The following is a 20,924-nucleotide window of genomic DNA, read 5'->3' on the forward strand; positions in this document are numbered from 1 at the left end:
CTCCATGGAATATGGAGGTAGTTTTTTATTTCGTCAGAAACTTAATATATTAGTATTATTTATTAACTTACGAAAAAAAAGTAGCTATTTTTATTGACAACAATTAAAACTTTTCGTATTATACTTACATAAGGTAAGTTATTTACTTTCAAATTATAAATCTTGAATTAAAGATAAATTAGAAAAAGGGAGAGAATACAATGACAAAAGTACTATTTATCACAGCAAATCCAAATTCAGCAGAAGGTTCTTTCGGTATGGCAGTAGGAGAAGCTTTCATCGAAGCTTATAAAAACGAGCATCCACAAGACGAAGTTGTAACAGTTGATTTATTCAATACTACTGTACCAGCAATTGATGCAGATGTATTTGCTGCTTGGGGTAAATTTGCAGCAGGTGAAGGCTTTGAAACTTTAACAGAAGTTCAACAACAAAAAGTTGCAGCAATGAACACAAACTTAGAAACATTTATGCATGCAGATCGTTATGTATTCGTAACTCCAATGTGGAACTTTAGCTATCCACCAGTAGTAAAAGCATACTTAGATAACTTAGCGATCGCAGGTAAAACATTCAAATATACTGAAAATGGTCCAGTTGGCTTATTAGAAGGCAAAAAAGCACTTCACATTCAAGCGACAGGTGGCGTTTATTCTGAAGGAGCATACGCAGCTGTAGACTTCGGTCGTAATCACTTGAAAACAGTATTAGGATTCATCGGTGTAAATGAAACTGAATATATTGCAGTTGAAGGTATGAATGCAAATCCTGAAAAAGCACCAGAAATTAAAGAAGCAGCAATTGCTAACGCACGTGAATTAGCAAAACGTTTCTAATATAGACTACTTAAAGATGTCCAAACACTTGTTGTTTGGACATTTTTTCTTCTTTTTCCTTCGTTTGTCTAGTATAATGAAGGTCGGAATGATAATAGGTGGGGGTTCTGTATGATTCAAACGTTTTTTAAAATCTTTTATTTAATTTTAATCGTAATTGCGATTACACCGAGAATGTGGCGTCTTAAAAAACAAGTAAATACGATGTCACCGCAAGAAAAAGATAATGCTGTGTATAAAACGACAAATTGGTTTGGTAAAAAAATGGTACGTGTAGCTGGTGGGGCAGTAGAAGTAAAAGGGCTTGAAAATGTTCCGAAAGACAAGCCGGTACTAGTTGTAAGTAATCATCAAAGTAATATGGATATCCCTGTTTTACTAGGTTACTTAAATAAACCAATTGGATTCGTTTCAAAGGCAGAGATTAAGAAATTTCCAGTTGTACCAACTTGGATGGAACTTATGAATTGTGTATTTATGGTTCGTAATGATCGTCGTCAATCTCTTCAAGCGATTAAAGATGGAATTGAACTATTAAAGAATGGACATTCTATCGTAATTTTCCCTGAAGGAACGAGAAGTAAGGGTGGAGAAATTGGAGAGTTTAAAGCTGGTAGTTTTCACCTAGCAGTAAAATCTGGTGTAGCAATCTTACCTGTAACGTTAGATGGTACATATAAAATGTTTGAAGCGAATGGAAATCGTATGAAATCAGCTCATGCAACAGTAACAATTTCTAAGCCGATTACACCTGAAGAGTATGCGAATATGGATATTAAAGAGTTAACGAAGCATACACAGGATGTTATCGCATCACAATTACATAAGTAATAAAAAAGGTTTCAGCTTAATATAAGCTGAAACTTTTTTTATTACGCTGCAGGTAAGACGTAAAAGAGTACACAGAAGAACATCATTGCACTACCGCCTAAAACGAAGAGGTGCCAAATGGCATGGTTGAAAGGTAGTTTTTCCCAAAGGAAGAAGATTGCCCCGACTGAATATAAAATGCCACCTGCTAAAAGTAGTGAAAAACCATGTCCAGTTAGATTTTCATAAAGTGGTTTAATAGCAACGATTATGAGCCATCCCATAATGATATAACATAAAGTTGATGCTTTTATAAAGCGACGTACAAAGAAAATTTTGAAGACAATACCGCCAATTGCAAGTGTCCATATAATAGCGAGTAACGTCCAGCCTAAAGGTCCACGAAGTGTAATAAGTAGAAACGGAGTATATGTGCCAGCGATTAATAAATAGATGGCTGAATGATCTAAAATAGTAAATAATTTTTCTACCTTTGGATGGTGAATGCTATGTAGCAACGTTGAAAATAAGTACAGTAAGAACATGCTTACACCATAAACAGTAAATGCAACAACAGCAGATGCAGTACCATGTTTAGAAGCATGAATAATTAATATAATTAAGGCAGGGATGCTTAAAATGGCACCGATACCATGTGTAATTGCATTTGCAATTTCTTCTTTCACAAAATGTGTCATTCGTGTCATTTTTTCAGTCATAATGCAAATCCTTTCTACTATCATAAAATAATATGTCGTTTCCCTTACCATATCATACACAAAGACAATAGAAAATGAAATTTGTATAATTGATTATATTTTTGAATTTTTTTGACAAAAGACAACGGACTTGTTGACGTTTTCAAACTTTTTTGACAAAATAAAATTATGTAATAGTAGGACAAGAAATCTACTAAAAAAGGGGATGGGGAAATGTTTTCAAATATTGGCTTTCCAGGGTTAATTTTAATTTTAGTAGCTGTACTCATTTTATTTGGACCTAAAAAATTGCCGGAAATCGGGAAGGCTTTAGGGGAAACGTTAAAAGAATTCAAAAAATCAACGAAAGAATTGACTGATGATGCATTTCAAGAGAAGGAAAAGAAAGAAAAAATGTAATGAATTTTCCTTGTAATGGATAAATAAAGTGTGGTGAACGAGATGGAAGATCGGGAAATGAGCGTAGTAGAACATATAGTTGAGCTTCGCAAACGAGTAATATATACAGTGCTATCCTTTGTGATATTTTTAATTATTGGATTTACTTTTACGAAGGATATTTATTTTTGGCTTGTAAAAGATTTACCAATGAAATTAACTGTTCTCGGTCCAAGTGATGTATTGTGGATTTTTTTCTCGATTGCTACAGTATTTGCTATCGTTTGTACAATTCCTTTTGCTGCTATACAAATTTGGTTATTTGTAAAACCGGGTTTACATCCAAATGAACAAAAGATGACAGTGATGTATATACCGGTATTGTCTATATTATTTATTGCAGGTTTATGCTTTGGATATTTCATTGTAATGCCGTTTTTATTTCATTTTTTAACTACGATAGGTAATGAAATGTTTAATACGATGTTTACGACAGAAAAGTATTTTCATTTTGTTCTCAATTTAACAGTTCCATTTGCTGTAATTTTTGAATTGCCTGTAGTAGTAATGTTTTTAACGAGTATTGGACTGTTGACGGCGGAATTTCTAATAAAAATAAGAAGGTATGCATACGTAGCCTTGATTATCATTGCATCGTGTATATCGCCGCCTGATTTTTTATCACATAGTTTAGTAGCGGTACCGCTTATTTGTATTTATGAAATTAGTATCGCTCTATCAAAGATTGTTAGTAAACGCAAAAAGAAAAGAGAAGAAATACAGTCGAAAAGTGCCTCTTTATAAAGGCACTTTTTAATTTATTTGTTATACTCTAGATATAATCGTATACAATATATAGAAGAAAAAAATTATAGAATCTCCAAAATTTAGACAAACTTTTCACTTTTATAAGTTTATACTGAAGTTATCTAGATATATATGGGTAATAAGACTCCCGTCTCAAGGGATATATAGGACAGGGGCCGAATTAGGTGGATATAAATGAAGTATTAACTTCTAAACGGGGGCCGCTTAAGAATATTTTAGTTTTCATAGGAAACCTACACTTGAAAAACGTGTTAAAGAATAAAGTGGAGGAAGTTCAAAAATCCAACGAAAAAGAGGATTGATATTGTGATTACGAAAAGTTTTTATTTCACTCATGCAACAGGGAGTTGTATTAAAATATTTGAAATCCCTGTCCTACAAACACAGCATCCATTAGCGTTTCTAATTCAGTCTCGTCTTCAATTGTTTATTGCAAAAATTCAAAAACATAAAAATCCAAGATTCTCGTACTCTTTCCGTGAATATTTACAAAGTTGTTTGAAGTGGAATGATTATTCAAATGTATATAAAACAAATACTCTGGAAAAGAATGCATAATATACAGCAGGGACAGAGTTAAATAGGCTCTGTCTTTTTCATTTTAGGTATAAAAATATAATTAATTTGGTGAAATTTGTTCTAAATTGTTGAAAGCACTGGGAATGCTAGTATAATAACAGGGAGAGCGTATTGGAAAGGGAAGAATATAATATGCAAAAAATTAAAATTGTAACAGATTCAACTGCAGATTTAGCGCAGGATGTAATCGAAAAGTATGGCATTCATGTGCTACCATTATCAATCTCTGTAAATGGACAAACATATTTAGATCGTGTTGATTTACAACCTGATGAATTTATTGAAGAAATGATCAAATCAGAGGAATTACCAAAAACATCACAACCGGCAATGGGTACATTTGTAGAAATGTATGACAAGTTAGGTGAAGATGGAAGTGAAGTACTTTCCATTCATATGACAAGTGGAATGAGTGGTACTGTGGCAACTGCCAATAGTGCTGCATCAATGACCGATACAAAAGTAACAGTTGTTGATTCTCAATTTATTACACATGCTTTAGCATATCAAGTAGTTGAAGCTGCGAAAATGGCAAATGAAGGACGCTCACTAGAAGAAATTTTAAAACGTGTAGATGAAGTGAGAAAGAATACTCGTTTATATGTAGTAGTAGATACATTAGAAAACTTAGTGAAGGGTGGGCGTATCGGTAAAGGAAAAGCGTTTATCGGTTCGCTACTTAATATAAAACCAATTGCTAGCCTTGAAGATGGTGTTTATAACCCTGTAACGAAAGTGCGTAGCCAAGGTCAAATTGTAAAAACGTTAGCTAAGTTATTTGAGGAAGATACAGCTGGAAAAGTTGTAAAAACTGTTGCAATTCCACATGCGAAAGCAATTCCTTTAGCTGAAAATGTAAAAGCGGCTGTAGAAAAAGTGAGTGGATTTGCTCAATCAGAAATTTTCTATACAACGCCTATTATTAGTACTCATACAGGTCCGGGAGCAATCGGATTTATGTATTTAGCAGAGTAATAAAAAAGCTACTTGAAATGAATTTTCAAGTAGCTTTTTTATGTGAAAATAACATAGGAAATGAGAAGGGCTATACAGGCGCTACCGCTAATAATATAGCGAGTCTGTAAATAATTTTTCATAGAAATCACCCTTTTCGATTTTCTAAAGTATATGATAAATCATTTAAAAAAAGTAGCGTAGTTATACATGAGTGGTTTCTGTGATTTTTTCTGTTCTTTCCTCTGAAATAATAGGGCTATAAGTGAAAGTTTGACCTAAAAAGAGAACATGTAGTTGTTCCCATGGTAGTATTCGTAAATTCCAGTTATTTCGTAGTCTTGTTATTGCTTCTCTTGGTGTTTCATCTGCTAAAGCAAAAGTACCGTAGTGCATTGGAATGAAATGTGTAGCTTTTATATCTAAATAGGCTTGCACAGCTTCTTCAGGTGAAACGTGGGACACTTTCATAAACCATTCTGGTTCATAGGCACCAATTGGCATAAGTGCAATATCAATTGAAAAACGGTTTCCGATTTCTTTAAAACCTTGGAAATAACCACTATCACCACAAAAATAAATGGTTTCTGAAGAAGTCATATTATCAATGATCCATCCTCCCCAGTGAGATGTATTCATATCAAATAAGGATCTTCTCGTCCAGTGCTGGGCGGGTACGAAGTGAAAGGAAACATCATTAATTGTTGTGTTTTCCCACCAATTATACTCTTCTACGTTAGTGAATTTTTTGCGAGTAAATAATTTTTTCAGCCCAATAGGTACAAGGTATAGAACATCATTATTTAGCTGGCGAAGAGATGAAAAGTCTAAATGATCGTAATGACCGTGTGAAATAAGAACGATATCAATTTTCGGTAGTCCTTTTATAGAGAGCCCTGGCTCAGTAAGTCGTGGAACCAACTTTAATTTATTTGCCCATACTGGATCTGTTAAAATATTTAAGCCGTTCGTTTGAATGAGAAAAGTGGAATGACCAATCCATGTGACAGTTGTTTTTTCAAAGTTATTAAGCAAAAATTTACTTTGTTTAACAGGTGATTGTTCTACTAGAAAAGAAAAGTCTTTTTTGTTTTGCTTTCTCTCTTTACGCCAGCGTAGGAAGGAGCGAATCGATTTTTTTGTACTTACATTATCCATATTTTCATAGCGCTTAGCCATGAACATCACCTCATTTAAAATCGTTGTAGTTGTATTGTACCGAAATGTTGTTAAGGAATACAGTGTTTAACATGGATTAATGTTTAAGTAATTGTAAAAAAACAGGGGATAGGTATTTACAAATTTAACAATGAACTTTGTTTCGTACATAATGTTAAGAGAAATAATAGTAGTAAAATATATTTTGTCTAGTAATTAGCTTTAAATAAAGAAGTAACATACGTAAAATCGTACGATTTCGTGAACAAATGACGTAAACAATTTTCTCATAGTGTTTACTTTTGTTATGATATACATTACTTACATAAATTAAGGAAAGAGAAAAGAGGTTTAATAATGAAGCGTTATCAAAAGTTAATTGGTCTTATGGTTGTATTTTGTCTCTTTGTACTTGCAGGTTGTAGCAGTTCAGGTTCAAAATTACGTAAACCGTTAAACTGGGATTTAGAAACTTTCCAATTTACAAATCAAGAAGGAAAGCCATTTGGTACAAAAGATTTAAAAGGGAAAGTTTGGGTAGCGGATTTCATGTTTACAAACTGTCAAACAGTTTGTCCGCCAATGACTGCTAATATGGCTAAATTACAGAAAATGGCTAAGGAAGAGAAACTGGATGTTGAGTTTGTTTCGTTTAGTGTAGATCCTGAACTTGATAAACCAGAAAATTTGAAAGCTTTCATTCAAAAGTTTACAGAAGATACAAGTAACTGGAACTTGTTAACAGGGTATTCACTGGAGGAAATTACAAAGTTTTCAAAAGATAACTTCCAATCGCTTGTAGATAAACCAGAAGATGGGCAAGTAATACACGGTACATCTTTTTATTTAATCGATCAAAATGGAAAAGTAATGAAAAAGTATAGTGGCATTAGTAATACGCCATACGAAGATATTATACGTGATATGAAGCGATTAGCGGATTAAAAAGAAGGGTGCATAGCACCCTTCTTTTTTTACATTAGTCTATGGATAAAATGTCATGCTGCTGTGGAAGTTTTGGTGCACGAATTTCTAATACGCCGTTTTGATAAGAAGCTTTCGCTGCTTTTTTATTAATTGAGTATGGTAACTTAATCAATCTTGATGCTTCTGAAATGGAACGTTCTCGGCGATAATAGTTATGAGATGTTTGTTCTTCTTCCTCATCAAGTATCTCTTCTTTTACAGAGACTTTTAAGTATTCACTTTGTATTTCAATTCGAATTTGTTCTTTTTGTATACCTGGTAGTTCAGCTGTAACAACGAGTTCTTCACCAACTTCATATAAATCTACAGGGAATGTTAATAAACGGTTTCCTTTTTGGAAAAAATGATTTAAATCAGCGATTACATTGCGAAGTGGTGTTTGCTCGAAGAAATCATCAATTTGCTTTAAATAATTGCGAACCGGTGGGCGAGAAGAATCTTTTTTTTCTTCACTCATGGTATTCCCTCCTAGAAATCAATATGCAATATCATATGACAAAAGCGGAGAAAGGTGATTGCCTAGTTTTCATGTTTTCATAAAAAATTGTTAAAAATGTGAAATGGAGTGATTTTTTTATAGTTTTTGGTCGCCATATTCAGTTGATTATGCTAGTATAAATAGGGTTGATATAGTAGTATAGAGACAGAATGAAAACTGAAAGAGGGTAAGAAGTATGTGTGGTTTTGTAGGATGTTTATGTGAAAACCCTAGAGAGTTTTCAGAAACAGAAAAACATCAATTTGAAAATATGAACACGATGATTTTCCACCGCGGTCCAGATGACGAAGGATATTTTCGTGATGAACATGTACAATTTGGCTTCCGCCGTTTAAGCATCATTGACTTAGAGGCAGGACATCAGCCGCTAACTTATGAAAATGATCGATATGTAATTATTTTTAATGGTGAAATTTACAATTATGTAGAATTACGTGAAATGTTACTTGAAAAAGGCGCAACGTTTGCAACGCAATCTGATACAGAAGTTATCATTGCATTGTATGCACATATGAAAGAAAAATGTGTAGACTACCTTCGTGGTATGTTCGCATTTATGATTTGGGATCGTGAAGAAAAGACACTTTTCGGTGCACGTGACCACTTTGGCATTAAGCCTTTATACATCGCACAACAAGGTGATACTACATTCTTCGCATCTGAGAAGAAAAGTATTATGCATGTAATGGAAGACAAAGGGGTAAACCCAACGTCACTACAACATTACTTTACGTACCAATATGGTCCAGAGCCAGAAACATTAACAATTGATGTTAATAAAATTGAGCCTGGTCATTACTTCGTAAAAGAAATCGGTAAAGAGATGGAAATCCATCGTTACTGGAATCCTTATTTCAACGCTTCAAGCGCAACGAAAGAGGAACATATCCAAGCAATTCGTGATGTATTATACGATTCTGTAAAAGTGCATATGCGTAGTGATGTACCAGTAGGTTCATTCCTTTCTGGTGGTATCGATTCATCTATTATTGCTTCTATCGCAAGAGAAATGAACCCAAATCTTTTAACATTTTCTATTGGTTTTGAGCAACGCGGTTTCAGTGAAGTTGACGTTGCGAAAGAAACTGCTGAGAAATTAGGAGTTAAAAACCATAACGTATTCATTTCAGCGCAAGAGTTTATGGATGAGTTCCCAAAAATCATTTGGCATATGGATGATCCTTTAGCAGATCCAGCAGCTGTACCATTGTATTTCGTTGCGAAAGAAGCACGTAAACATGTAACGGTTGTTCTTTCTGGTGAAGGTGCAGACGAGCTATTTGGTGGATATAACATTTATCGTGAGCCAAACTCTTTAAAAATGTTCTCTTACATTCCTAGCCCAGGAAAGAGCGTTCTAAAGGCATTAAGTGGTGCTCTTAAAGAAGGATTTAAAGGGAAAAGCTTCTTAGAGCGTGGATGTACGCCAATTGAAGAGCGTTACTATGGAAATGCGAAAATCTTCCGTGAAGAAGAGAAAGCTGAATTAATGAAGTATTACGATGAAAGTGTTAACTATATGGATATCACGAAACCATTGTATAACGAAATTAAAGATTATGATGATGTAAGTAAAATGCAGTACATTGACATGTTCACATGGTTACGCGGCGATATTTTATTAAAAGCTGATAAAATGACGATGGCAAATTCATTAGAACTTCGTGTACCGTTCTTAGATAAAGAAGTATTTGACGTTGCATCTAAAATTCCGACTGAATTTAAAATTGCTAACGGAACTACGAAAGCTATTTTACGTGAAGCAGCACGTGGCATTGTTCCAGATCACGTATTAGATCGTAAAAAGCTTGGATTCCCAGTACCAATTCGTCACTGGTTAAAAGATGAAATGCACGATTGGGCTATAAATATTATTAAAGAAAGCAAAACGGATCATTTAATCGACAAACAGTATGTATTAAACTTACTGGAAGCACATTGTGCAGATAAAGGCGATTATAGCCGTAAAATTTGGACTGTACTTGCGTTTATGGTATGGCATCAAATTTATGTTGAGCATAAATACGATACGAATAAGTTCCACGAAGAAACAAAGCGTGCGTATAGCTTAGTTTAATAAAAAAACCTTAAGGTCGTATTCGGCTTTAAGGTTTTTTTCATAAATTGTAATTATAATTGATACAATAATAGTAAAAGGATGGACAACATATGATTACGTTTGAGAAAGTAAATACAGAAAATGAAAGCGTTGTAAAAGAAATGTTTCACTCACACAGCTTAGATATGAAAAAGGTTCAGTATTGTGTAAAAGTTGATGATACATATATTGGTGTAATAGATTATAGTGTCCAAGAAGAGAGTGCTATTTTGTCACAGTTAATTATTCATTTTGATTATCAAGGTTATGGATACGGGACGAATACGTATTTTACATTTGAAGAAATAATGAAACAGAGAAATGTGAATGAAATAAAAGTATTGCAAGAGGTGTTTACGGAACAAGCTAAATCTTTCATAGTGGGATCTGGTTTTATTGAGGAAAATGGAATATATGTAAAGAAAATATAGTGAATATTGGTCACTTGATGAAATGAATATGGGGCAGGTGAATGTATGACAATGACTGCTGGTCTTGTATTAGTTGGAAGTTGTTTTATTGTAGCAGAACTATGCCAGATTTTTATTCGAAAAAGAATGTATAAGAAGAGAAGACCATATGAATTACAATATGTACCCGTGTTTGTAATTTTGTTTTGCATGTTATTTGCATTACAAAACGCAATTCATTTTTCACCTCTTTTGAACATCTTTTTAAAGTTTGGGTTGTTATACAGCGGTGTTGGAATAGCTCTCATATGTATTTTGTTTTGTATACGTTACATCCACTATCAATCGTACATATTCATTTTAAATTGGTTAAAGAAAAGTGATAGAAGCCGCCTTACATAAGGGGGTTTTTTCTTTGTATTTGTAACGGAACTTGTACAACTAACATAAAATAGGACGAGTAGAAATGTAAGCTTATTACCTTAACGAAAGGAACGAAAAAGATATATGAAACTTGTTATAGACGCAGGGCATGGTGGATATGATTCTGGTGCTGTTGGTAATGGGTTAGTGGAAAAAGAGTTAACACTTCAAATTGCTAGACGTGTACGAGATATTTTATCTGCAAATTATCCAATCAATATTAAAATGACACGTGACAGCGATGTATTCATCTCTTTATCAGAACGTGCTAATATTGCTAATTCATTTGGTGCAGATTATTTTATCTCATTTCACATTAATAGCGGCGGTGGCACTGGATTTGAAAGTTATATTTACAATGCGCTATCTAATAGTAGTTCCGCATATGAAAAGCAACAAAAAATGCATGCAGCAGTCAATCCTGTATTAACTAAATATGGTCTTCGTGACCGAGGAGCCAAAAAAGCAAATTATGCGGTACTAAGAGAGACTGCAATGGATGCAATTTTAACTGAGACTGCTTTTATTGATACAACGTTTGATGCTAATTTATTGAAAAATCCACAATTTATTGAAGACTTAAGTCAAGCGTATGCAAATGGGATAGCAGCTATTTTTGGAGTTGCTCCAAATCCACAACCTCCAAACCCCCAGCCAACACCACAAACGAAGGGGATCGCCTATATACTTGGGAAAAATGTGAATTTAAGAAGTGGTCCATCAACGTCTTCTTCAGTTATTCGTCAACTAAACTCCCCAGTGTCGTATATCGTATATCAGGAAAGTAATGGATGGTTGGACTTAGGAAATGGACAATGGGTGTATAATGACCCTTCGTACATTAATTTTGTAAAGACGAGCAATAGTGATGGAAGTGCAATTGGTGTCGCATATATACAAGGAATGAATGTGAATTTAAGAAGTGGTCCATCAACATCTTCTTCAGTTATTCGTAAATTAAATAATCCAGAATCTTATTTAGTATATATGAATCAAAACGGTTGGTTGAACCTTGGTGGTAATCAATGGGTGTACAATGATCCATCATATATTAAATATAAACAATATTAGGAAATGAATTTATAATGTAATACGAATGCGTATTTATGTATAACGTAGATACGCATTTTAAGAACGTTTATTATTTTCATACGTATACACTTTATTTTAAAAATAAACATTTGAATAGCGGATAGAATCTAAATTGTATATATTAAAAAAGTTTTCTGATATACATTGACAATGTATGTAATATACATTAACCTTTAATTGTTAATGATAATCGATTTCATCTAGGGAGGACATATGGTACATAGTAAAAAAATATTTATGTTCTGCATTATGATACTTATGGTAATAATCGCAGGGTGTAGCAAAGAAGAGAAAAAAGAAAATGATACATCAGCTAAAGCAAAAGATTCGTATACTGTAAAGCATGCAATGGGTGAAACAACAGTAAATGGTACACCTAAAAAAGTAGTTGTTTTAACAAATGAGGGTGCGGAGGCACTTTTAGCTGTTGGAGTAACACCAGTTGGAACTACAAAACCACGTGCTGGTGATGAATGGTATCCTCATTTAGCGAAAGATTTAAAAGATACGAAAGTTGTAGGAACTGAGCGTGATATTAATTTAGAGGCAGTTATGAAACTTAAGCCGGATTTAATTATCGGGAATAAAATGCGTCATGAAAAAATATATGAGCAATTGAACGAAATAGCGCCAACTGTATACGCTGAAACATTGCGCGGGGATTGGAAAGAAAACTTTACACTCTATACAAAAGCTGTAAATAAAGAAAAAGAAGGGCAAAAGGCTCTTGAAGATTATAAAAAACGTATTGAAGGAATGAAAGAGAAGTTAGGAGATAAATTGAATTCTAAAGTTTCTATTATTCGCTTCGTACCAGGTGATGTTCGTATTTATCAGAAAAACTCATTCTCAGGTGCTGTTTTAAATGATGTTGGATTTAAGCGACCACCACTTCAAGATAAAGATGAATTTGCGATAAAAGGAATTACAAAAGAGCAAATTCCGAATATGGATGGGGACTACATATTCTACTTTACATCTGATAAAGATGCAGATAAGAATAACGAAGGAAATACGTTAGCAAAAGAATGGACAGAAGATCCACTCTTTAAGCAGCTACAAGCTTCTAAAGACAATAAAGTATTCCAAGTGGATGAAGTAATTTGGAATACAGCAGGCGGTATTAAAGCTGCAAATTTAATGTTAGATGATATTGAAAAATATTTTCTGAAATAAATGAATGGTTGAGTACATCACTTTAAATAGGTGATGTACTTTTTAATTTATTTAAATACAGAAAATTCCTTCTTTAGAGTGTGGATAAGTTGTACAATAAAATCAATCATGGAATAAAGGAGTGGGAAGGAATGAAAGCTACTCATAAAGATTGGATTTTGTTTAACGGAAGAATTGTAAATACGAAAGAAGAACAGCCGATGGTTGCGTTAGAAGAGCGAGGACTCCAATTTGGTGAAGGCATATATGAGGTATTTAGGCTATACGATGGGAAGCCTCATTTATTAGACTTACATTTGGAACGCTTTTTTAAATCTATGAAGGAAATAAATATTGTTCCTCCGTTTACAAAGGAAGAGTTAGTTGAAGAACTTCATCAAATGATTGAAAGAAATCAATTTCAAGAAGATGGGAATGTGTATCTTCAAATATCACGTGGAGCTCAAGCTCGAAATCATGTGTATGAAAAAGATTTACAGCCAACATATTTTGCGAATATTGTTTCGTTTCCAAGACCTATCGCTACTATGGAACAAGGAATAAAGATTACAGTAGAAGAGGATATACGCTGGAAGTTTTGCCATATAAAATCTTTGAACCTTCTACCTAATATCATGATTAAAAATAAAATAAACGAGCAAGGGTATCAAGAAGCGATATTAGTACGAGATGGAGTTGTAACAGAAGGGTGTCATTCGAATTTCTTTATGGTGAAAAATAATAAATTAATTACACATCCAGCTGATAATTTCATTCTACACGGCATTACTCGTCACTACGTTATTACATTAGCGAAAGCGTTACATATAGAGGTAGAAGAGCGTGAATTTTCATTACAGGAAGTGTACGAATCCGATGAGTGTTTTTTCACAGCGACACCACTTGAAATATTCCCAGTTGTTCAAATTGGTGATGAGAAGTTTGGAAGTGGTGAAAGAGGACCAATTACGAAAAAACTACAAGCTGCATATGAAGAAAGTATTAGTTTGTTTAAAGTGACAAATTAATAATGAGGAAAAAAGCTGGTATTCCTCCAGCTTTTTTTCATGATATAATTCAACCATAGGACAAGTTTTGAAAACGCTGTAAAAAGGGGATTTAATATATGAATTATGAAGATTTTAAAGAAGTAATTCACGGTAGACGAAGTGTTAGAAAGTTTACAGAACAAGAAGTATCCACTAGTGATATAAAAGAAATTATTGATTGTGCTCGTTATGCACCGAGTGATACGAACTCACAAACGTGGGAGTTCTTGGTCATTATGAACAGAGAGAAAATTAAAGAAATTGAACAAATGACATGGGATGCATTACATAAACTTGCGGCAAAAGCAGCAGAAAATGGAGAAGAGAAAGCAGGGAAATTACTTACACGTTCTTTCGGACCGTATGCGACAGCTTTCTCTGAGGCGCCAGTATTAATCGTATGTTTGGCAACACCATATGAATCAAAGTTCCGTGAAAAGATATTTGATCCAATTGCCTTCGTTCCTGATTCAGTATGGGAAGAAGAAGGAATTAAGAGTAGCTGTTTAGCGGCACAAAACTTAATGCTGGCTGCACATGCGAAGGGTCTTGGTACGTGTCCAATGACAGGACCTGTATTGTTAGCTCAAAAAGAACTACGACAATATTTACAAATTGAGACCGAAAAACAAATTAATATGGTAATTTCACTCGGTTATCCGAAAGATAAACCGAAGAAACTTCCAAGAAAAGAAGTAGATGAGATTACAACATTTATTTTTTAATCGCTATATAGAAAAGACATTGAAATAACAATGTCTTTTTATTTTGGACAGGTATTTTATTAATCTGTTGGGCTAAAATGATAAATAAGATGAAATTACTATTTATTTCATTAAAAAAAATTAATGTTCTATTAAGGAAAGTATGGTACAGTAGTCGTGAGCAAGCTACTAGTATTTGTTCATGAAAGTGTTAAAAATAGTTTTAAAATTAATAAATTATTTTTGTATAATAAATTATAATGAAATTACAGGGGGGATGAATTTTGAAGAAATTCATAATCGCTGGATTGTCTGTATTGTTATTAGCAGGCTGTGGTGCTCCAAAGGAAAAAGAGGATGCACAGTCAAATCAGGAAGAACAAGTTGTAAATGCAAGTGATGAGAATATGGTTGTATTTCCTGAAGGGGCAATACCAGTTGGAGAAGGGAAAGTAAAAGTCATTACACCAGATGGTACTTCTGAAAATGGAAATATACCGACTGTATTTATCAAAAAAGATACTTTAATTCAGCAAGTCGAGTTAGAACTTTCTAATTTTCAAAACGATAAAGAAACATTCGTATTTGTAGATCAAATATTTGCAGATAAACATCAAGTAACTAGTACAACACAGACAACAGTACAATTAAAAGAAAAAATGCTTGAGACAGGTAGTCATACGATTACCGCAGCCCAGTTTGAAAACAATGACCCGAAAGGAAAAGTCATCAGCTTTAATCAAGCGACATTTGAAACGAAGCCTGCGTCTTAAATAGGGATAAAAAGTACATTGCTTAAAGTGGTAGTGTACTTTTTAATTTGGATAGAATTAGGTTGTTGAGAATAATATGTTTCACTTTCTAGTACGAATGAATAGTAAGAAATTACTCTTTACTACTACGACAGAGAAAGTGGTTGATGATGTGAATCGGTTTGTTCGTATCTTTTTGATTAGTATGATAATGTCAGTAGTTTGGCTTACTATACAAGAGGTTATTCAAATGACGCTCAATTATCAAATCCATGACATGCTAATAGGATCTGTATGTTTTGTCATTGTGTACCGATTTCATGATAAACTCGGATTAAGGTAAGTATTAAGTTGGAAATGTAGGGATTTCATTTGAAATGTCGAATAGTACATACGATGTCGTAATAACAAATTTTCTATTGTTTACTGTGAAACAGAAGAAGGAGAGATAGTAGTAATGAAACGAGCTCTTATTAATATCGACTATACATATGATTTTGTAGCTGAAAAAGGTGCTTTAACTTGCGGGAAGCCAGGTCAAGAAATTGAGAAAGAACTTGTGCATGTAACGAAGCAGTATATTGAAGAGGGAGATTATGTAGTGTTTGCGATCGATAAACATGAAGACAATGATGTATATCATCCTGAAGCCAAATTGTTTCCACCTCATAATATAGCAGATACAAATGGAAGAGACTTATTCGGTGAATTACAAGATGTATACGAAAAATATAAAAATGCTGAGAATGTATATTACATGGACAAAACACGATACAGTGCATTTGCCGGAACAGATTTAGAGATGAAGTTAAGAGAACGAGGAATAGAAGAAGTTCATCTTGTAGGTGTTGCTACCGACATCTGTGTTCTTCATACAGCAGTAGATGCTTATAATAAAGGATTTAAAATTGTCGTTTATGAAAAGGCGGTTGCATCTTTTAATGCGCAAGGACATGAATATGCACTTGGACATTTTAAATCTTGTTTAAATGCAGAAGTGAAGTAAAAAAAGAGGCCTTCGAAAAGGCCTCTTTTTTACATTTATATAGAAACGACTTGTTTTTGAATTAACTTTTTAATGAACGGACTAATCTTTTCTGGTAGTCGGTTTAAATCGAAAAATTGTACATGCAATGATTCAACTCCGTCTGCTTTTAACAAGCCACATGTAAATTCTGTAATATTTATCCTTGTTCATTGAAAACAGCTACTCCAGCTAAATTGAGTGGTCTTGATCCAATAACTTCTCTTAGTTCTTCGATATAGCCCATTGTTAGTAACCTTCGCGAGTCAAAATATTTTCAAATGAACTATTCGGTGTCATGTGAATGTTTTCCTGTTATTAAGATGAGTAGTGCAGTCTTAAAATAAAGTCATTTAAAAAATTTTCAATTGTCAGCTCCCTTTAGATAATGAAAAAGGTTATATTTATAGAAGAATGTATAACAAGTTTGAAGGGAACCAAAAAGTAATACAATAAATCAGTTTTGCATGAAATTTTCATTAGTAAGGAAGTGGATGGATGAGTTTATTAACGTATACTGAGGAATTTTTTAATTATGTAAGGGAATTTTTACTTTTAAGATTTTTACTATTTGCTTTAGTTCTTATCATTATTTCTTTTGTCATAAACCGCATTATTGATTGGTTTTTTAAAAAATCAAGCTTTTTTGATGAAGAGGTAGAGCAGACGATTCAAAGTGTTATTCGATCTATTTTTAGATATATCATTATCATCAGTCTGATCATATATTTAATTAGTCAATTTGTAGATATAAAAAGTATTATTGCAGGTGCAGGGATAGCGGGAGTCGTCATCGGTTTTGCTGCACAACAGATGCTAAAAGATGTCATATTAGGCTTCGCAAGATTAGCGGACAAAGAGTTTCGTGTTGGCGATTTTGTAACTTTTAACGGAACAAATTCAGGAACTATTGAGGAAATTAGTATTCGTTTTATGCAAATTCGTGAATGGTCAGGGAAACTCCTTACCATACCACATGGAGAGATTAGAACGATACAGAATTTTAATAAAGGGTGGATGCGAGTTATTGAACGCATCACGGTAAGTTATCAGGAAGATCCTACAAGAGTTAAGGAATTGTTAGAAGAAGTATGTGTTATTTGTAATGAAAAATTGGACCAAAATCTTTATAGAGTAGATGATGAAGCTGTTGAACCATTTAAATATGTTGGAGTTACAGACTTAAATCCTAACCTTAAATATGTTGGATATGAATTTTGTATTACAGGTTTGATTAAACCGGAAGATTATTTTGAAACTTCTAGACAAGTAAGATTTGAATTAATGTCTATGTTCCATAAAAATCAAGTGCAAATGCCAGCAGCGAATATGTTCGTTAACACTGAAAGTTTACAGCATATTCATAGAGGACAATCTTTATCAGACAGTTAAAGAAAATTAGCTGATTTCTGTTTTTATTTAGAATTTGGATTTGAATGAACTGTATGGGATATCTCCTGAAAAAGAGCTGAAGGAATTCAGTTCTTTTTTTGTTTATAGTATTTAGAAATTTCTTAATGTTATAATGATAGTTGGTGATGAGAATGAACATAGATGAAAAAGAGATGCATCGTTTAGAAGCATTAAAAAAAATTGCTGAGTTACTGAATGAAGCGACAAACTTACAGGAAATGTTAGAAAAAGTGTTACATACATTATTACAAGTTATGAATTTACAAACAGGGTGGATATTCTTTATTGATGAAAGTGGAAAGCATCGTATGCTTGTAGACCAAAACTTACCACCAGCTCTTACGTGGCAAGAAAAGAAGCCGATGTGTGAAGGAGATTGTTGGTGTGTAGAACGTTTTGTGAATGGAAGATTGGAAAAAGCGACAAATATTATTGAATGTAAACGAATAGAGGATGCGATTGAATGTAATTGGGGAGAGACTGAAGATGTTACACATCATGCGACAATCCCACTAAGATCTGGATCAGAGAAATTTGGTCTATTAAATGTTGCCTCGCCCCATAAAACACATTTTTCTGAGGAAGAGTTAGCGTTATTAGAAGCGATTGCATTTCAAATTGGAACGACAATACAACGTATTCAATTAGTTGAGAAAGAACGGAAATATGTAGTTGTAGCTGAAAGAAATCGACTTGCACGTGACCTACATGATTCCGTTAAACAATTGTTATTTTCAATTATGCTAACAGCGAAAGGGACTCTAAATATGACGAAGGATAGAGACTTGCAAGAGTTGTTAAGTTATATTGGAGAGTTATCACAGGAAGCATTACAAGAGATGACACTTTTAATTTGGCAATTAAGGCCTGAAGGATTAGAGAAAGGTTTAGCAGAAGCGATACAAAATTACGGAAAACTGTTAGGGATTCAAGTGGAAGTTCGAATTGATGGAATGGTTTTAATTGAAGATGAAATAGAAGAAGTTTTATGGCGTATAAGCCAAGAGGCATTACATAATTGTAAAAAGCATGCTTCGTGTGAAAAAGTATGTGTTCATTTAAGGATTGAAGAGAATAAGCTGCACTTTTACATAGAAGATAACGGAATAGGATTTATACAGGATCAAGTAAGAGAGTCCGCACTGGGTTTGAAAAGTATGAAAGAACGAATTGAATTAATGAGGGGAATTTTTCGAATAAAAGCAGAACCAGAAAAGGGAACGAAGATAGAAATTCAATTACCGGTTTGAGAGGGAGAACGTCTGTGAAAATTAAATTATTACTTGTAGAAGATCATCATATCGTTCGAAGGGGACTTGTATTTTTTTTGAAGACGAGAGAAGAATTTGAAATTATTGGGGAAGCAGAAAATGGTGAAGAAGCATTAACATTCGTCCAAACAGAAAGGCCAGATGTAGTATTAATGGATTTATCAATGCCGAAAATGGATGGTATTGAAGCGACAAAACGTATAAAACAATACGATGAGACGATAAAGATACTTATGCTCAGTAGTTTTTCAGAACAAGATTATGTTTTACCAGCAATAGAAGCGGGAGCAGATGGTTACCAATTAAAAGAAGTGCAGCCAGATCAGCTTGTTGCGTCAATCGTTGCAGTATATCAAGGGAATGCAAATTTTCACCCGAAAGTAACACCTGCACTATTAGGACGATCAGCAGCCAAGAAAAAAAAAGAGAATCCTTTTTCTATGTTAACAAAAAGGGAGCAAGAAGTACTTCGTGAAATTGCGAAAGGAAGAAGCAATAAGGAGATTGCAGCAGAGCTTCATATTACAGAACAAACTGTGAAAACACACGTTTCAAACGTATTGGCTAAATTAGAAGTAGATGATCGTACACAAGCTGCATTATACGCAGTAAAGCATGGGGAACACTAGAAATAAGTATGAATAATTGTGTCATATGTTACGGTAGAATACATAGGAGCAAATAAAATCGCTAAATAAAGGTGTTTCTTCTTTCGATTATTAGGTACAATATAGCTACTATGGAAGGGGAAGATACGATATGCCTGGTACAAAAAGTGGGATTGGAAAGATTCAGGCTTCGTTAAATGGTCTATCACCGAAATTACGAAGTATTGCCGAACATATTTTGAAACATCCACAAGATGTTGTACATAAATCGATTACGGAGTTAGCTGAAGTTACGAATAGTTCTGAAGCAACGATATTCCGCTTATGCAAACACCTAGGTTTTCAAGGGTTTCAAGACCTGAAAATTACATTAGCTCGTGAGATTGTACATACCCCGATGCAAAATATTCATGAGGAAGTATCGGTAGAAGATAATATGGTCACTGTCGCTAAAAAGGTTTTTCATTCACATATTACAGGACTGCAAGATACATTACATTTGTTAAATGATAACGCGTTGGAACAGGCAGTAAGTGCGCTGAATGAAGCGAAACGAATTGAGTTTTATGGAAATGGTGGTTCAGGTATTATTGCGATGGATGCTTATCATAAGTTTATGAGAACGGGTATTTCTTGTATTGCTCATACGGATTCACATTTTCAAATTATGGGAGCTGGCTTGCTGACAAAAGAAGCAGTGGTCATTGCAATTTCTCATTCGGGCAGTAATAAAGGATTACTTGAAGCATTAGAAGTAGCGAAAGCAAGAGGGGCTCGCATTATTGCGATTACAAGCTATCAAAAATCGGCATTAAGCCAACTTGCTCATATAACGCTATATACTTCGACGCGTGAGACGGAATTTCGTACAGAAGCAAGTTCGTCACGATTAGCGCAGCTTAGTTTATTAGATACTTTGTATGTGGGATTGTCATTGCAGCGACAAGAGGAAACACTACAAAATTTACAAAGTATACGTGAAACAATTTCAATGAAGCGAATATAAAAAGCTCTTCAAATGAAGAGCTTTTTATATTGGCGAGTAGTCTGTTGATATACCCTCTAGATCTACTTGTTCTAAGTGTCTATATTACCTATAGTAATAAGCTCTCATCTTTTAGACCATTCATTTGTTAAATCTCGATATTTTGCATATGAAATTTAAGAAATAGCTTGA

24 protein-coding genes and 1 pseudogene are annotated in these 20,924 nt (G+C 33.8%); 21 read left to right on the top strand and 4 right to left on the bottom strand.

What is annotated here, in order from left to right:
• The first annotated feature begins 200 nt into the window (after positions 1-200).
• Both BAU23_RS08315 and BAU23_RS08320 read left to right on the top strand, forming a co-directional pair.
• Positions 201-836, top strand: a complete 636-nt coding sequence (locus tag BAU23_RS08315; protein ID WP_000170036.1) for an FMN-dependent NADH-azoreductase — start codon at positions 201-203, stop codon at positions 834-836.
• Positions 837-947: 111 nt separating this feature from the next.
• Complete coding sequence (locus tag BAU23_RS08320) at positions 948-1,667, top strand: lysophospholipid acyltransferase family protein (protein ID WP_000616567.1); 720 nt, start codon at positions 948-950, stop codon at positions 1,665-1,667.
• A gap of 41 nt (positions 1,668-1,708) precedes the next feature.
• Here the strand turns inward: BAU23_RS08320 and trhA are convergent, their stop codons facing one another.
• Complete coding sequence (trhA, locus tag BAU23_RS08325) at positions 1,709-2,365, bottom strand: PAQR family membrane homeostasis protein TrhA (RefSeq protein WP_000136879.1); 657 nt, start codon at positions 2,363-2,365, stop codon at positions 1,709-1,711.
• A 213-nt stretch (positions 2,366-2,578) separates the two neighbouring features.
• On the opposite strand from trhA, the gene BAU23_RS08330 reads away from it, so the two are divergent.
• The 4 genes from BAU23_RS08330 to BAU23_RS08345 all read left to right on the top strand — a co-directional run bounded on the left by BAU23_RS08330 (position 2,579) and on the right by BAU23_RS08345 (position 5,125).
• Positions 2,579-2,764, top strand: a complete 186-nt coding sequence (locus BAU23_RS08330; protein ID WP_000492443.1) for a twin-arginine translocase TatA/TatE family subunit — start codon at positions 2,579-2,581, stop codon at positions 2,762-2,764.
• Between the two features lie 42 nt (positions 2,765-2,806).
• Positions 2,807-3,547, top strand: coding sequence for a twin-arginine translocase subunit TatC (gene tatC / locus BAU23_RS08335; protein WP_071734089.1), 741 nt, complete (start codon positions 2,807-2,809; stop codon positions 3,545-3,547).
• A 330-nt stretch (positions 3,548-3,877) separates the two neighbouring features.
• Positions 3,878-4,129: a DUF2535 family protein gene (locus BAU23_RS08340; protein WP_000629009.1), complete on the top strand. Its 252-nt coding sequence runs from the start codon at positions 3,878-3,880 to the stop codon at positions 4,127-4,129.
• 153 nt (positions 4,130-4,282) lie between these two features.
• Entirely contained in the window at positions 4,283-5,125 is an 843-nt protein-coding gene (locus BAU23_RS08345) for a DegV family protein (protein WP_071734114.1), read from the top strand.
• Between the two features lie 183 nt (positions 5,126-5,308).
• On the opposite strand, the gene BAU23_RS08350 is transcribed toward BAU23_RS08345, so the two are convergent.
• Positions 5,309-6,283: an MBL fold metallo-hydrolase gene (locus tag BAU23_RS08350; protein ID WP_071734090.1), complete on the bottom strand. Its 975-nt coding sequence runs from the start codon at positions 6,281-6,283 to the stop codon at positions 5,309-5,311.
• Between the two features lie 336 nt (positions 6,284-6,619).
• Here BAU23_RS08350 and BAU23_RS08355 point away from each other — a divergent pair, with 336 nt between their 5' ends.
• The gene (locus BAU23_RS08355) at positions 6,620-7,207 is read left to right on the top strand and encodes an SCO family protein (protein WP_000833350.1); all 588 of its coding nucleotides are present in this window, start codon (positions 6,620-6,622) and stop codon (positions 7,205-7,207) included.
• A gap of 34 nt (positions 7,208-7,241) precedes the next feature.
• Here the strand turns inward: BAU23_RS08355 and BAU23_RS08360 are convergent, their stop codons facing one another.
• The gene (locus tag BAU23_RS08360) at positions 7,242-7,706 is read right to left on the bottom strand and encodes an Hsp20/alpha crystallin family protein (protein WP_001288090.1); all 465 of its coding nucleotides are present in this window, start codon (positions 7,704-7,706) and stop codon (positions 7,242-7,244) included.
• A gap of 217 nt (positions 7,707-7,923) precedes the next feature.
• On the opposite strand from BAU23_RS08360, the gene asnB reads away from it, so the two are divergent.
• The 10 genes from asnB (at position 7,924) to BAU23_RS08410 (ending at position 16,437) form a co-directional block, all read left to right on the top strand.
• Complete coding sequence (asnB, locus tag BAU23_RS08365; RefSeq protein ID WP_000333827.1) at positions 7,924-9,825, top strand: asparagine synthase (glutamine-hydrolyzing); 1,902 nt, start codon at positions 7,924-7,926, stop codon at positions 9,823-9,825.
• A gap of 92 nt (positions 9,826-9,917) precedes the next feature.
• On the top strand, positions 9,918-10,277 hold the full coding sequence (locus BAU23_RS08370; protein WP_000627497.1) for a GNAT family N-acetyltransferase: 360 nt from the start codon (positions 9,918-9,920) through the stop codon (positions 10,275-10,277).
• Between the two features lie 45 nt (positions 10,278-10,322).
• Entirely contained in the window at positions 10,323-10,658 is a 336-nt protein-coding gene (locus BAU23_RS08375; RefSeq protein WP_002075769.1) for a hypothetical protein, read from the top strand.
• A gap of 105 nt (positions 10,659-10,763) precedes the next feature.
• Positions 10,764-11,750, top strand: a complete 987-nt coding sequence (locus BAU23_RS08380) for an N-acetylmuramoyl-L-alanine amidase (RefSeq protein WP_071734092.1) — start codon at positions 10,764-10,766, stop codon at positions 11,748-11,750.
• 234 nt (positions 11,751-11,984) lie between these two features.
• A complete protein-coding gene (locus BAU23_RS08385; protein WP_000233707.1) occupies positions 11,985-12,947 on the top strand; it encodes an ABC transporter substrate-binding protein in 963 nt (320 codons plus the stop codon).
• Positions 12,948-13,078: 131 nt separating this feature from the next.
• A complete protein-coding gene (gene dat, locus BAU23_RS08390; RefSeq protein WP_071734094.1) occupies positions 13,079-13,954 on the top strand; it encodes a D-amino-acid transaminase in 876 nt (291 codons plus the stop codon).
• A gap of 98 nt (positions 13,955-14,052) precedes the next feature.
• Entirely contained in the window at positions 14,053-14,700 is a 648-nt protein-coding gene (locus BAU23_RS08395) for a nitroreductase family protein (RefSeq protein ID WP_001105303.1), read from the top strand.
• Between the two features lie 263 nt (positions 14,701-14,963).
• Complete coding sequence (locus tag BAU23_RS08400; protein WP_000713447.1) at positions 14,964-15,452, top strand: putative periplasmic lipoprotein; 489 nt, start codon at positions 14,964-14,966, stop codon at positions 15,450-15,452.
• 76 nt (positions 15,453-15,528) lie between these two features.
• Complete coding sequence (locus BAU23_RS08405) at positions 15,529-15,774, top strand: hypothetical protein (RefSeq protein ID WP_000468367.1); 246 nt, start codon at positions 15,529-15,531, stop codon at positions 15,772-15,774.
• A 114-nt stretch (positions 15,775-15,888) separates the two neighbouring features.
• Entirely contained in the window at positions 15,889-16,437 is a 549-nt protein-coding gene (locus tag BAU23_RS08410; protein ID WP_071734096.1) for a cysteine hydrolase family protein, read from the top strand.
• A 35-nt stretch (positions 16,438-16,472) separates the two neighbouring features.
• On the opposite strand, the pseudogene BAU23_RS30525 reads toward BAU23_RS08410, so the two are convergent.
• Positions 16,473-16,702 (bottom strand): annotated as a pseudogene (locus tag BAU23_RS30525) (hypothetical protein).
• Between the two features lie 251 nt (positions 16,703-16,953).
• On the opposite strand from BAU23_RS30525, the gene BAU23_RS08420 reads away from it, so the two are divergent.
• The 4 genes from BAU23_RS08420 (at position 16,954) to BAU23_RS08435 (ending at position 20,753) form a co-directional block, all read left to right on the top strand.
• Positions 16,954-17,847 (top strand): mechanosensitive ion channel family protein, encoded by an 894-nt coding sequence (locus tag BAU23_RS08420; protein ID WP_000055423.1) that lies wholly within the window; start codon positions 16,954-16,956, stop codon positions 17,845-17,847.
• Between the two features lie 152 nt (positions 17,848-17,999).
• Complete coding sequence (locus BAU23_RS08425; protein ID WP_001017799.1) at positions 18,000-19,118, top strand: GAF domain-containing sensor histidine kinase; 1,119 nt, start codon at positions 18,000-18,002, stop codon at positions 19,116-19,118.
• Between the two features lie 14 nt (positions 19,119-19,132).
• The gene (locus BAU23_RS08430; protein WP_000694635.1) at positions 19,133-19,768 is read left to right on the top strand and encodes a response regulator; all 636 of its coding nucleotides are present in this window, start codon (positions 19,133-19,135) and stop codon (positions 19,766-19,768) included.
• 130 nt (positions 19,769-19,898) lie between these two features.
• Positions 19,899-20,753, top strand: a complete 855-nt coding sequence (locus BAU23_RS08435) for a MurR/RpiR family transcriptional regulator (protein ID WP_001119626.1) — start codon at positions 19,899-19,901, stop codon at positions 20,751-20,753.
• Positions 20,754-20,924 lie beyond the last annotated feature (171 nt).

This window comes from Bacillus nitratireducens (assembly GCF_001884135.1).
GTDB lineage: Bacteria > Bacillota > Bacilli > Bacillales > Bacillaceae_G > Bacillus_A > Bacillus_A nitratireducens.

Bases quoted from the DNA above. Each gene is read 5' to 3' on its own strand.
- BAU23_RS08345 (WP_071734114.1), top strand. From the start codon at position 4,283: ATGCAAAAAATTAAAATTGTAACAGATTCAACTGCAGATTTAGCGCAG.
- BAU23_RS08320 (WP_000616567.1), top strand. From the start codon at position 948: ATGATTCAAACGTTTTTTAAAATCTTTTATTTAATTTTAATCGTAATT.
- BAU23_RS08405 (WP_000468367.1), top strand. From the start codon at position 15,529: ATGTTTCACTTTCTAGTACGAATGAATAGTAAGAAATTACTCTTTACT.
- BAU23_RS08360 (WP_001288090.1), bottom strand. From the start codon at position 7,706: ATGAGTGAAGAAAAAAAAGATTCTTCTCGCCCACCGGTTCGCAATTAT.
- BAU23_RS08380 (WP_071734092.1), top strand. From the start codon at position 10,764: ATGAAACTTGTTATAGACGCAGGGCATGGTGGATATGATTCTGGTGCT.
- BAU23_RS08410 (WP_071734096.1), top strand. From the start codon at position 15,889: ATGAAACGAGCTCTTATTAATATCGACTATACATATGATTTTGTAGCT.
- asnB (WP_000333827.1), top strand. From the start codon at position 7,924: ATGTGTGGTTTTGTAGGATGTTTATGTGAAAACCCTAGAGAGTTTTCA.
- tatC (WP_071734089.1), top strand. From the start codon at position 2,807: ATGGAAGATCGGGAAATGAGCGTAGTAGAACATATAGTTGAGCTTCGC.
- dat (WP_071734094.1), top strand. From the start codon at position 13,079: ATGAAAGCTACTCATAAAGATTGGATTTTGTTTAACGGAAGAATTGTA.
- BAU23_RS08350 (WP_071734090.1), bottom strand. From the start codon at position 6,283: ATGGCTAAGCGCTATGAAAATATGGATAATGTAAGTACAAAAAAATCG.
- BAU23_RS08420 (WP_000055423.1), top strand. From the start codon at position 16,954: ATGAGTTTATTAACGTATACTGAGGAATTTTTTAATTATGTAAGGGAA.
- BAU23_RS08370 (WP_000627497.1), top strand. From the start codon at position 9,918: ATGATTACGTTTGAGAAAGTAAATACAGAAAATGAAAGCGTTGTAAAA.
- BAU23_RS08355 (WP_000833350.1), top strand. From the start codon at position 6,620: ATGAAGCGTTATCAAAAGTTAATTGGTCTTATGGTTGTATTTTGTCTC.
- BAU23_RS08435 (WP_001119626.1), top strand. From the start codon at position 19,899: ATGCCTGGTACAAAAAGTGGGATTGGAAAGATTCAGGCTTCGTTAAAT.
- BAU23_RS08425 (WP_001017799.1), top strand. From the start codon at position 18,000: ATGAACATAGATGAAAAAGAGATGCATCGTTTAGAAGCATTAAAAAAA.
- trhA (WP_000136879.1), bottom strand. From the start codon at position 2,365: ATGACTGAAAAAATGACACGAATGACACATTTTGTGAAAGAAGAAATT.
- BAU23_RS08395 (WP_001105303.1), top strand. From the start codon at position 14,053: ATGAATTATGAAGATTTTAAAGAAGTAATTCACGGTAGACGAAGTGTT.
- BAU23_RS08330 (WP_000492443.1), top strand. From the start codon at position 2,579: ATGTTTTCAAATATTGGCTTTCCAGGGTTAATTTTAATTTTAGTAGCT.
- BAU23_RS08385 (WP_000233707.1), top strand. From the start codon at position 11,985: ATGGTACATAGTAAAAAAATATTTATGTTCTGCATTATGATACTTATG.
- BAU23_RS08315 (WP_000170036.1), top strand. From the start codon at position 201: ATGACAAAAGTACTATTTATCACAGCAAATCCAAATTCAGCAGAAGGT.
- BAU23_RS08375 (WP_002075769.1), top strand. From the start codon at position 10,323: ATGACAATGACTGCTGGTCTTGTATTAGTTGGAAGTTGTTTTATTGTA.